General features: G+C 71.2%; 9 protein-coding genes and 1 pseudogene. 7 read left to right on the top strand and 3 right to left on the bottom strand.

Annotated features, from left to right (window positions below):
• Positions 1-83: 83 nt before the first annotated feature.
• Positions 84-908, bottom strand: coding sequence for an IclR family transcriptional regulator (locus ACFU5F_RS03400; protein WP_383881244.1), 825 nt, complete (start codon positions 906-908; stop codon positions 84-86).
• A 50-nt stretch (positions 909-958) separates the two neighbouring features.
• Here ACFU5F_RS03400 and ACFU5F_RS03395 point away from each other — a divergent pair, with 50 nt between their 5' ends.
• On the top strand, positions 959-2671 hold the full coding sequence (locus ACFU5F_RS03395; RefSeq protein ID WP_383881241.1) for an IlvD/Edd family dehydratase: 1713 nt from the start codon (positions 959-961) through the stop codon (positions 2669-2671).
• Positions 2672-2806: 135 nt separating this feature from the next.
• On the opposite strand, the pseudogene ACFU5F_RS03390 reads toward ACFU5F_RS03395, so the two are convergent.
• Positions 2807-3385: pseudogene (locus ACFU5F_RS03390) on the bottom strand (helix-turn-helix domain-containing protein); the annotation flags it as partial.
• Between the two features lie 226 nt (positions 3386-3611).
• Here ACFU5F_RS03390 and ACFU5F_RS03385 point away from each other — a divergent pair.
• Positions 3612-4529: a DUF6891 domain-containing protein gene (locus ACFU5F_RS03385; RefSeq protein ID WP_383881238.1), complete on the top strand. Its 918-nt coding sequence runs from the start codon at positions 3612-3614 to the stop codon at positions 4527-4529.
• 16 nt (positions 4530-4545) lie between these two features.
• On the opposite strand, the gene ACFU5F_RS03380 is transcribed toward ACFU5F_RS03385, so the two are convergent.
• Positions 4546-4836: a RidA family protein gene (locus ACFU5F_RS03380; RefSeq protein WP_383881235.1), complete on the bottom strand. Its 291-nt coding sequence runs from the start codon at positions 4834-4836 to the stop codon at positions 4546-4548.
• Positions 4837-5146: 310 nt separating this feature from the next.
• Here ACFU5F_RS03380 and ACFU5F_RS03375 point away from each other — a divergent pair, with 310 nt between their 5' ends.
• The 5 genes from ACFU5F_RS03375 (at position 5147) to ACFU5F_RS03355 (ending at position 11578) form a co-directional block, all read left to right on the top strand.
• A complete protein-coding gene (locus ACFU5F_RS03375) occupies positions 5147-5665 on the top strand; it encodes a hypothetical protein (protein ID WP_383881232.1) in 519 nt (172 codons plus the stop codon).
• Positions 5658-7781, top strand: a complete 2124-nt coding sequence (locus tag ACFU5F_RS03370; protein ID WP_383881229.1) for a M48 family metalloprotease — start codon at positions 5658-5660, stop codon at positions 7779-7781. Before ACFU5F_RS03375 ends, ACFU5F_RS03370 begins: the two co-directional genes overlap by 8 nt.
• 223 nt (positions 7782-8004) lie before the next feature.
• Entirely contained in the window at positions 8005-9567 is a 1563-nt protein-coding gene (locus ACFU5F_RS03365; protein WP_383881226.1) for a Re/Si-specific NAD(P)(+) transhydrogenase subunit alpha, read from the top strand.
• Positions 9568-9573: 6 nt separating this feature from the next.
• Positions 9574-11004, top strand: coding sequence for a Re/Si-specific NAD(P)(+) transhydrogenase subunit beta (gene pntB, locus ACFU5F_RS03360; protein ID WP_383881223.1), 1431 nt, complete (start codon positions 9574-9576; stop codon positions 11002-11004).
• A gap of 181 nt (positions 11005-11185) precedes the next feature.
• Entirely contained in the window at positions 11186-11578 is a 393-nt protein-coding gene (locus ACFU5F_RS03355; protein WP_383881220.1) for a VOC family protein, read from the top strand.
• Positions 11579-11911 lie beyond the last annotated feature (333 nt).

Here is an 11911-nt window from a genome sequence, read left to right as displayed (position 1 = left end):
GAGGTGAGGTGACGTGGGGCAGGGAGCAGGGAGCAGGGAGCAGGGAGCAGGGCGCAGGGAGCAGGGGGCAGGGGGCAGGTGGGTCAGGCGTGGGGTGCGGCGAGCGGGCCGAGCAGGGCGCGGATCTCCTCGTACCCGTTGACCAGCTCGGCCAGGGGGGTCCGGTAGGCGAGCGCGCTGACGCTCACCGCCCCGGAGGGGGTCGTGGGCGAGGTGAGGTACACGGGCACGGCGAGGCAGTTGACGCCGGTCTCGTTCTCCTGGTCGTCGCAGGCGTATCCCTGTTCGGCCGCGGCCTCCAGTGCGCGGTGCAGATCGGCGGCGGTGCACAGCGACCGGGGAGTGCGGCGCTCCAGCGAGAGGCCGCCGATCCATGTCTCGACCTCCTCCAGGGACGTCAACTCGCGGGCCAGCAGCAGTTTTCCGACCGCCGTGGTGTGGGCCGCGTTGCGGCCGCCGATGGTCGACGTCAGCTTCGCGGCGCCGGAGGGCGGGTCGACCTTGGCCCGGTAGACGACCTCCCGGCCGTCCAGGACCGCGTAGTGCGCCGTCTCGCCGAACCGCTCCGCCAGCGCCCGCAGCGCCGGGCGGACCCGGACGTGGTCGGGGCGGGCCTCGTGGTGGGCGAACGCCATGCGCAGGAACTCGTCCCCGAGCACATAGCGGCTGCCCGCGTCCTGATCGGCGAGGCCCGCCCGCCGCAGGGCCCCGAGCGCGCGGTGCACGGTCGGCTTCGGGCTGCCGATCGCGCGGGTCAGCTCGTCCAGGCCCACCCCGTCGGGGTGGCGCGCGAGCTCCTTGAGGACGGCGAGTACCCGGTCCGAGCCGACGAGACGGCCGCCGTCGGTGCTGGCCGCGCCGTCCTCGGCAGGGTCTGTCGATCCATCGGATGTCTGCATATGCTTCATGGCGTTCCAAAACTTAGATCGTCATACCGATTATCGGAAGCGGTGCCGGGATGCCTCTACGCAGCGCACAGTGGTACGCGGGCCAGGACCGCAACGCCTACATCCACCGGGCGTGGATGCGGCGGGGCGTGCCGGACGACGCGTTCACCGGCCGGCCGCAGATCGCCATCGCCAACACCGCCTCCGACCTGACGCCCTGCAACGCGCACCTCGACGAGGTCGCGGCCTCGGTCCGCAACGGCGTGTACGAGGCCGGCGGGATCCCGCTGGACCTGCCGGTGGTGTCGCTGGGGGAGACGAACGTGCGGCCCACGGCCATGCTGTGGCGGAACATGGCCGCGATGGCCACGGAGGAGATGCTGCGGGCGAACCCCATCGACGGGGTGGTGCTGCTGGGCGGCTGCGACAAGACCATCCCCTCGCTGCTGATGGCCGCCGCGTCGGTCGATCTCCCCGCGGTCGTCGTCCCCGGCGGACCGATGCTCAACGGCACCTTCCGCGGGGGCCTGCTGGGCTGCGGCACCGGGGTGTGGCAGCTGTCGGAGGAGGTACGCGCGGGCACCCTCTCGCAGGAGCAGTTCGTCCGCTCCGAGTCGTCGATGATCCGCAGCCGTGGCCACTGCAACACCATGGGCACCGCCTCCACGATGGCCCTGGTCGCGGAGGCGCTGGGCACGGTGATCCCCGGAGTGGCCGGGACCCCCGCCCCCGACAGCCGGTTGCTGGAGGCCGCGCACCACACCGGGCGGCTGGCCGTCGACATGGTCGCCGGTGACCGGCGGCCTGGCACCTTCCTGACCAAGGCGTCCTTCCACAACGCGATCGTCGCGCTCGCCGCCGTCGGCGGCTCCACCAACGCCGTCGTCCACCTCTTGGCCATCGCCGGCCGGCTCGGCATCCCGCTCACGCTGGACGACTTCGACCGCATCGGCTCCCGCGTGCCGGTCCTGGTCGACCTCCAGCCCGCCGGCCGGTTCCTCATGGAGGACTTCCATCGCGCGGGCGGGCTGCTCGCGGTCCTGCGGGAAGTGCGCGACCTGCTCGACTCCGACGCGCTGACCGTCACCGGCACACCGCTGGCCGACTACCTCGACGACGCCCCGATCTGGGACCCCGAGGTCATCCGCACCCGCGCCGAACCGCTGGTCGCCGAGGGCGGCATCGCCGTCCTGCGCGGCAACCTCGCCCCCGACGGCGCGCTGATCAAGCCGGCCGCCGCCTCGCCACACCTCCTCCGGCACCGGGGGAGGGCCGTCGTGTTCGACTCCATCGAGGACTTCCGCGCCCGCGTCGACGACCCCGACCTCGATGTGGACGCCGACTCCGTCCTGGTCCTGCGCGGCTGCGGCCCCAAGGGCTACCCGGGCATGCCCGAGGTCTCCAACATGCCCCTGCCGAAGAAGCTCCTCGAACAGGGCGTCCGTGACATGGTCCGCGTCTGCGACGGCCGGATGAGCGGCACCGCCTACGGCACGGTCGTCCTGCACGTGGCGCCCGAGGCCGCGGCGGGCGGCCCCCTCGCGCTCGTCCGCACCGGCGACGTCATCAGCCTCGACGTCGAGGCCCGCCGCATCGACGTCGACGTCCCCGCCGACGAACTCGCCGCCCGCAAGCCCGCCCCGGCCACCGTCGACGGCTTCGCCGCCCCCCGGCGGGGTTGGGAACGCCTCTACGTCGACCACGTCCTGCAGGCCGACACCGGCGCCGACCTGGACTTCCTGGTCGGCTCCAGCGGCTCCGAGGTGACCCGTGAGTCGCACTGAACGCGCCGGTGAACTCCTCGCCGCCCAGGCCCTCTCCCACCTCCCAGACGCCCCCGTGCCGCAGATCAGGTCCGTTGGGGACCTGATCCAGCCCTAGGTGTATTGCCCTGTGAAGTTGGGGACGCGGCTGGCGGCCTTCTCGTCCGCGTGGACTTCGCTGTAGGCGAGGCGGCTGTGGGCGTCGACCGCGGAGTGGATGAAGTCGAAGCCCATGCTGCTGCGGCGGGCTCGGCCGGCCTGGCGGCCCAGCACCTTGTGCCCGCCGCCGTCGGGGATGCGGCCGAGTTTCTTGACGTCGACGTGGATGAGTTCGCCGGGCCGGTCGCGTTCGTAGCGGCGGATGATCTGGCCGGTGGGCCGGTCCAGGTGGGCCAGGCGGTTCAGGCCGTGGCGGACCAGGATCCGGTGCACGGTCGAGGCGGGCAGGCCCAGGACCGGTCCGAGCCGTGCGGGACCGATCTTGCGGGCCTGTCGCAGGTGACATACCCGCGCCTCGACGGTGGCCGCCGTGCGGTGCGGGGTCGTCCGTGGCCTGCTGGAGCGGTCGGCGAGCCCGGCCTCGCCCTCGGACCGCCAGCGGCGGATCCATTTGCGGGCTGTGGCTCGTGAGATGCCCATCTCGGCGGCGACGTGCGCGACGGGGCGGCCGCAGCGGACACGCTCGACGAGCAACCGCCTGCCGTGAACGGTCAGCAGGGCATTACGGTGGGACACGAAGACCTCCGCGCGGTGAAGACTCGACACCTCCACCACACCGGAGGTCTTCGCCATGATCAAGCCCGGCCGGTGTCAACAACGCTCGTGATCAATACACCTAGGGGCTGTCGTCAAACCTCGGCCAACGACCACCAGGATCTGAACTGGTCGAGCCGTCGCCAGCAGCGGTTGCGTCGCGCGTCCCGGGAGGTCTGCAGTCAGAGAGGTGTGTCAGAGTCTGCGCATGCTCGAGATCGTGGTGAAGACGGAGAACTGGGAGCGGCACGTCCGTGTGTCCGCCGAGGAGCTGGCTGGGTTGGTCCGGCGAATCGGTGGTGACGGTGACCTGTTCCTGGTGGTCCAGCGCATACCCGACCTGCCTGACGTCTTCGCCCAGGTCTGGCACAAGGCCGGTGGTGACTACACGCTGGAGTACCGCGACGGTGCCGCTGACCGGCACTTCCAGGCGATGGCCGACGGGCCTGAGGTCGTGATTGCGGCGATGACCGGCTGGGCCCGCCGGGAGACCGGATGGGACGGTGGCCTGGGCTGGTCGTTGCTGGACATGGGCCCCGCCCGGGAGGTGCCGCCGCTCGACCTCGACGAAGATGAGCGCGCAGAATTGGAGAAGCGCGTCCGCGAGGTGCTGGTCGGCGGCTATGCCTCGCGCGCCGAACTGGCCGAACTTGCTGAGGAGTTCCTGGTCACCAAGGACCGCCGGCCGGTCTCGCGCGAGCAGGCGGGGGTGCTGGCCGACCGGTTGTGGCTGGAGCGGGTCGCGGAGCAAGCCGTATGGCAGGGCGAGACCGATCCTGAGCGGCTCACCCGCGCGTTCACCGCCCTGCAGGAGGCCGGTATCACCGCCCGCGAGAACTTCACCTGTTGCCGTAGCTGCGGCCAGTCCGAGATCGGCGACGAAGGCGGGCCCAACGCCCGCGGCTTCGTCTATTTCCACACTCAGTGCACGGACTCCGCCGCAGCCGGCCACGGACTGATGCTCCTCTACGGCGGCTTCGACGACTCGTCCGAGACCACTGCAGCCATCGGCCACGAGGTCGTGGCTGCCCTCGAAGCAGTCGGCCTCCACACCGAGTGGGATCATGACCCCGGCCGGGCCATCACCGTCACCCCCTTGGACTGGCGCCGCCGCCTGGTCGGCTAGGGACCAGCGTCGAAGATCACACCCACATGAGGAGTGAGGCGAGGGTGACGGCTGCCTGATGGCACTCGGCGGTCTTGTCGTCTATCTGGCTACGCTCGGCCCCGACCTGCTCGAGCACCAGGTCCAGATTCGCCAGCGTGGTCCGGACCTGGAGTTCGTGGTCGTCCGCACCGACGAAGTTGCCGTCACGGTCATGTGACAGCTGACCGGACACGTACACCGTGTCACCGACCTGGGTGGTCTGGCTGTATCCGTACGACGACTCCCACGGCATTCCGAAACCGAACGTCTTCGCCTGAGAACCCATGCATCCCACTCCCTCGAAAGCAGCGCGCCGGGCCCTGCCGATCGGAGAAAGGCCCTTGCAGGCGGAAGTTGCAGGTTCGTACGAACGACGCTTGCCCAGCAGTGCAGTCGCAGTGTTCTCTGCGTGCACCGTGTGACGGCAGCAGGTTCACGCAGGGTGTCAAGCGGTGTCAGCGGCTTCGGCCCTTCCGGGTGAACATCGACGAACTCCCCGCCGGCTTTGGTGTGGTGACCATATTTACTGAGCCGCGGAATGCGGATGTGAGGGCAGCACCGCCGTGCGCGTGCGATATCGAACGTCAGGAGTTCTTGTGGACCCGGCAGTCATGGACGTCACCCGGCAGGCTTTCCTGTCGTCCTATCCCGAGGAGATCGAGGATCTCGACGCGGCCCTGGAGCGGTTGGAGCGTCAGGGCCGTTCCCGTGCGCGGCCGCCGGTCGGCATGGGGGTCGACATGCTGCCGCTGGCCGACTACGTGCTTCCGGCGGTCGCAGCGCTGTTCGGCGCGGTGGGCGGCGCTCTCGCGGAGCAGACCGCCATGGTGCTGAGCGACAAGACCAGGGCGGGACTGGCACGGCTGCGTGGCCACACGCAAGGCCCCTTCGACCCGTTGGTCCCGGAGCAGGAGGAGGAGGTCCGTGCCGCGGTCGTCCTGATGCTTCGGGGAAAGGTCACCCCCGAGGAGGCTGACACGCTGGGGCTGGCCGTGGTCGGTGCGTTGCGCCTGCGCAGCGGTAGCCACAGCGACAGTGGCGGCAGCGGCAGCGGCAGCGGCGGCGACGGCGGCAGCGGCGGCGGCGACGGCGGCAGCGGCGGCAGGCGTGACTGAGACGGCATGGGCCGATACGAGAACAGCAGCGGGCCGCGCGCGTCCGCACCAGCTCACCTCACCGACCCGCGGGCACTACCTGCTGCTGATGGTCGTCATGGCGGTCGCCGGGATCACCGCCGGTGCGCTCGTCTTCAACGAGGTGCACGGCACGGCGTGGCTCCAGGCGCAGCTCAGATGTGCGCAGTCCATAGGACCGCTGCCCGACGATCCACAGGAGCAGCTGCGACTCCAGTTGGACTTCCTCTACTGCATGGCCCCTGCGGAGCGGCAGCGGGCCGCGTCCGGGCTCGCGGGCGGCGCGGCGATCGTCGCGCTCGGACTGATGCTGACCTGGTGGCTGCCGCGTCGGCTGATCCGCCGGATCGGACCACTGACCGCCCCTCCGCCGCACTGGCGGTCGCCGGGCCCGCCGGTACTGCTCGGCCGGCCCGAGCTCGTCGAGCCGTTCACTGTCCAGTACCTCGGGACACCGCACATCGTCATGCCGCGCGGCGCGCGGCGCCGACCCGAGGCGGAGATCGCGGCGGTGTTGCGGCACGAGAGCGCGCACGTCGCCGCCGGCGACGTGCGCCTGGTGTGGCTGGTTCGCGGGCTGCGAAGGGCCCTGCCGATCGTCGCCGTGCTACCGATGCTCGTGACCACGATCGCGGCTCTCGCCGGGCATGACCGCTCGGTGCTCGGCACCTTGACCAGCTGGGTCTGGCTGGACTACGCCGCCCGGGTCGGCCTGTTGGCCGTGGCCGCGTGGATCATCGGGGCACGCGTCGGCCGAGCCCGGGAACACGAGGCGGACGCCCATGCGGCGGCGGACGGAGCGGGCCCCGGTCTGACCGCCATGCTGGAGAGGGCCAAGGCCCGGCCACGTCTGCTGCGTGAGCGCCTGGCCGGGACACATCCCACCCCGCGGCAACGACTGGCCCACCTGGGCAACCGGACACCACCGGCGGTGCTCGGCCGCCTTGACGAGCTGGTCGCCGGAGTCCTCGCGGTGACCGTGCTCACGGCCGCCTACCAGGTGACCACGCCGGCGTTCACCGCCACGCCCGTCGCCGGCTGGACCCAGGCGATCGACGCCACCCTGGCCGGCGCACTGCTTGCGGTGGCGTGCGGTCCGGCCTGGTGGCATCAGCCGCCCCCGGACTCGAGGGCGCCCTGGTGGCACCGTGCGGGCGCCTATGTGACGGTCCCGTCGGCCGTGCCGGCCGGGCTGTACATCGGAGTCAACCGCACCGGCGCCACGAGCGGTGGCCCGTACGGCACCTGGTGGGTGCTGCTCACCCTGACTCTGGCGACCGCCGGGGCGACCGTGATCTGCGTGTCGCTGGCCCGGGCGTGGTGGCGTGCCGGCGGTGTGGGCGGCTGGGTCGTGCCGACGCTGGTGACCACGACCCTGTACGGATGCGCGTTCTGGGTCGGCACAACCTCATCCCTCTCCGTGTGGTTGGCGCAACCGTCCGACTATCTGATCCTCGCGACCGAGGCGGTCTGGGCCGGACCACTCGCAGTCTGCGCCGCCCTGGGCTGCGTGTTCGCGTGGCGTCTCCAGAGGACCGCGGCGGCGGGGACCGTCATGCCTGGGACCGTGGAGCCGGGGACCGTGGTGCCGCGGATCCCCCCTCTGATCGTCCTGCTCTCCGCCGGCGCCGCGGCAGCGGCGGCCTGCACGGTACGTCTGCGGACGGTGGCGCCCGTCGAGGCGGACGAGAAGGCCGCGGTCCAACTGCTCGACATGTGGTCGGCGTCCGCGGCCGGTGTGGCCGTGCTCCTGGCCCTCCTCGTCGCCGGAGCCGGATCCGTGCCCGACCTCCTGCGAGCGGCGCCACCGGCCACCGCGCTCGCCTTCGTGGCGATCTACATCCGGTGGGCGAGCACCTGGAGCGACCCCCTCGAAACGGCCCGTCGCTTCCTGGTGACGCCGCTTGCGGTGCTGGCTGTGTCCGTCCTCCTCGTCGCCGCGTTCATCCCCCTGCTGCCGGCCCGAGCCCGACCGCCGCATCGAACGGTCCTGTACCTGCTTCCCCCGCTGTCGGCCGGGATCGCCGCGGCCCTCACCGCGTTGCTGATCCACTATGCGGGTCTGCTGGAGTACCGCGTCCTTCTCTCCTTCGGATGACCGGCGGTGATCGTTCCACCTTTCCCCCTCGCGCGGCGATTGAGTGCGTCCGACCCGTATCCACCCCGCACTCACGGGGCATGGGTCAACAAGTGGGTCGACAAGCGGGAACAGGAGCCCCGGACGCGAGCGCTCAGGCAGGAGCGCCGAGGAACGGACGAGCACGCCAAGCGCCGGGCGGAGACGTCCGGCACCACGACGTCCACGGGAAGAGAGACAGAGGATGGTCCAAGCGGAACCCGAACCCCAGAGCATCGGCGTCCCGGCCGAGTCCACCCCGGGCGAGACCAGGGTGGCGGCGACACCGGTCACCGTGCGCAGACTCGTCGCGCTCGGGTACGACGTGGTGGTCGAACCGGGGGCGGGGGCCTCGTCCCGCTTCTCCGACGCGGCCTACGAGGAGGCCGGCGCCCGGCTCGGCGACCCCTGGGCGGCGGAGATCGTGCTCAAGGTGAACGGCCCCGCCACCGAGGAGATCGGCCGGCTGCGCGACGGGGCGACCCTCATCGCGCTGATCGGCCCGGCCCACAACGCGGAGCTGCTCGACGAACTGGCCCGGCGGCCGATCACCGTCCTCGCCATGGACGCCGTGCCCCGCATCTCCCGGGCACAGTCGCTGGACGTCCTCAGCTCGATGGCGAACATCGCCGGATACCGGGCCGTCGTCGAGGCCGCGCACGTCTTCGGACGCTTCTTCACCGGCCAGGTGACCGCCGCCGGCAAGGTGCCGCCCGCCAAGGTCCTGGTAGCCGGCGCCGGGGTCGCCGGGCTCGCGGCGATCGGCGCGGCCCGCAGCCTCGGCGCCGTCGTCCGGGCCACCGACCCCCGGCCCGAGGTCGCCGAGCAGGTCCGCTCCCTGGGCGGCGAGTTCCTCACCGTCTCCGCCGCGCAGGACGTCGGTACCGACGGCTACGCCAAGGCCACCTCGGACGACTACAACCGGCTCGCCTCACGGCTGTACGCCGAGCAGACGGCCGACGTCGACATCGTCATCACCACCGCGCTCCTCCCGGGCCGTCCGGCGCCTCGGCTCATCACCGCCGAGGACGTCGCGCGCATGAAGCCCGGCAGCGTCATCGTCGACATGGCGGCCGCCCAGGGCGGCAACGTCGAGGGCACCGTCGCCGGCAGGGCCGTCGTCACCGACAACGACGTGACGATCATCGGCTACACCGACCTGCCCGGCCGACTGCCCGCCCAGGCATCGCAGCTCTACGGCACCAACCTCGTCAACCTGATGAAGCTGCTCACCCCCGGCAAGGACGGCCGACTCGTCCTCGACCTCGACGACGTCGTACAGCGCTCCATGACCGTGGTCCGTGACGGGGAGAGGACCTGGCCCCCGCCCCCGGTGCAGGTGTCCGCCGCGCCGGCCCCCGCCATGGCCCCGGAGCCCGCGACGCCGTCCCCTTCCGAGGCAACGACGGCGAAGCCGGCCCGCCCGGCCCGGTCCGCCTACGCGCTCGTCGGCGCCGGAGCGCTCGCCCTGTTCCTGGTGACCGCCTTCTCGCCGAGCGAACTCATCGGCCACTTCACGGTGTTCGTGCTGGCCATCGTCATCGGCTTCTACGTCATCGGCCAGGTGCACCACGCGCTCCACACCCCGTTGATGTCGGTCACCAACGCCATCTCCGGGATCGTCGTGGTCGGCGCACTGCTGCAGATCGGGCACGGGAACACCGCCGTCACCGTGCTGTCGTTCGCCGCGATCCTGCTCGCGAGCATCAACATCTTCGGCGGATTCGCCGTCACCCGCCGCATGCTCGGCATGTTCTCGAAGGGCTGATCAGCGTTGACCATTGTCACGGCCGCAGAAGCCGCCTACGTCGTCGCCGCGCTGCTGTTCATCCTCAGCCTCGCGGGGCTGTCCCGGCACCGGACGTCCCGCTCGGGAGTCGTCTGGGGCATCACGGGCATGGTCATCGCCCTGACCGCCACCGTCGGGCTGGCCTCCCGGAGCGTCACCGCCACCGGCCTCGCACTGATCGCCGTGGCCACGGTCCTCGGCGCCGCCATCGGACTGTGGCGCGCCCGGGTCGTGGCGATGACCGGCATGCCCGAGCTGATCGCCATCATGCACAGCCTCGTCGGCCTCGCGGCCGCTCTCGTGGGCTGGAACGGCTACCTCGACGTCGACCCCGACCTCAGCGGTTCGCTGCTGGGCATCCACCACGCCGAGGTGTTCATCGGCGTGTTCATCGGCGCCGTCACCTTCACCGGCTCGGTCGTCGCGTACCTGAAGCTCTCGGCACGCATCGACTCCCGACCCCTCACGCTGCCCGGCAAGCACGTACTCAACGTGAGCGCCCTCGTCGCCTTCGTCGTGCTCACCGTCGCCTTCGTGGCCCGCCCGGGCATGGGCCTGCTCATCGCCGTCACCGTGATCGCGCTCGCCCTCGGCGCGCACCTGGTCGCCTCCATCGGCGGCGGTGACATGCCGGTGGTCGTCTCCATGCTCAACAGCTACTCCGGCTGGGCCGCGGCGGCCTCCGGTTTCCTCCTCGCCAACAACCTGCTCATCGTCACCGGCGCGCTCGTCGGCTCCTCCGGCGCCTACCTCTCGTACATCATGTGCAAGGCGATGAACCGCTCCTTCCTCTCAGTGATCGCCGGCGGCTTCGGGGCCCCGGCCCCGGCCGACGACGGCGAGCAGGGCGAGCACCGGGAGATCAACGCCGAGGAGACCGCGCAACTGCTGCACGACGCCTCCTCGGTGATCATCACGCCCGGCTACGGCATGGCGGTGGCCCAGGCCCAGTACCCGGTGGCCGAACTGGCGCGCAGGCTCCGTGAGCGGGGTGTCGAGGTGCGCTTCGGCATCCATCCCGTCGCCGGCCGGCTACCCGGACACATGAACGTGCTGCTCGCCGAGGCCCACGTGCCCTACGACATCGTCCTCGAGATGGACGAGATCAACGACGACTTCCCCGCCACCTCGGTCGTCCTCGTCATCGGCGCCAACGACACCGTCAACCCGGCCGCCATCGACAACCCCGCCAGCCCCATCGCCGGTATGCCCGTGCTGCACGTGTGGGAGGCCGCGAACGTCGTGGTCTTCAAGCGGTCCATGGCCGTCGGCTACGCGGGCGTGCAGAACCCGCTGTTCTTCCGCGAGAACACCCAGATGTTGTTCGGTGACGCCAAGCAGCGGGTGGAGGACATCCTGCGCGGCCTCGACGCCCTCGACACCCCGGTCCCGGAGATGGCCGGCACGTCACGCTGAACCGCCGGACCGAGGGGGGCGATCCGTCGTCCCGGACGGTACGCCGTCCGGGGCACGCCGCTTCGTGCGGGTGAAGGGCGCGCCACCATCCGGACGTCGTCCGTGTGGCGTGCTGTCGGCCCGGGTGCGCGTGGTGTGCGCTGAGGCCCTCGGGACGCTCACGCGAGAAGGAGACACACGCATGTTCGGACAGACACAGGCGTTCAGCGGCTTCGCGGTCGACGACCTCGACGAGGCCCGCAGGTTCTACGGGGAGACGCTGGGGCTGCGGGTGGAGGAGACCGGGGAGGGCGAGATGCGGACGCTGATCCTCACCCTCGGCAGTGGCGCGCGCGTCTTCGTCTACCCGAAGGAGACGCACACACCCGCGACGTTCACGCTCCTCAACTTCCCGGTGGACGACATCGGGTCCGCCGTGGACGAACTGGAGCGGCGCGGCGTGAGCCTCGAGCTCTATCCCGGGTTCGACCACGACGAGAAGGGCATCGTCCGGGTCGGCGACGGCGGCCCCGCGGCGATCGCGTGGTTCACCGACCCGGCCGGGAACGTCCTCTCCGTGCTCCAGGAGAACTGACGCACGCGGTGACGGGTCAACGGCCGAACCGTCGTCAGGGACGGGACCGGCCGTTCCGCCAGGATCGTGGGCGGTTCGCCCACGGGGTGCACCTGGCCTGGATCGGCCGTACGGCCGAGGGATTGCCTACGGCCGGGACGGATGGCCGGCCGTACGGCCGAGGCGGGTGCCTGTACCGACGGGAGAGGTTGGGTCCGCAACCCACCTCTCTCCACCAGGAGCATCCATGGCACGCAAGCCACTCATCACCACCGGCGTCGCGGCGGCCGCGCTGGCCGTCGGCGGTGGAGCCCTCACCTACGCGATGAGCGGTACGGAGTCGATCAACAGGCT

Origin of the sequence: Streptomyces sp. NPDC057438 (genome assembly GCF_042802995.1) — a bacterium.
GTDB lineage: Bacteria > Actinomycetota > Actinomycetes > Streptomycetales > Streptomycetaceae > Streptomyces.
The sequence above is the reverse complement of the archived record's forward strand: the minus strand, read 5'-3'. Positions and strand labels throughout refer to the sequence as shown.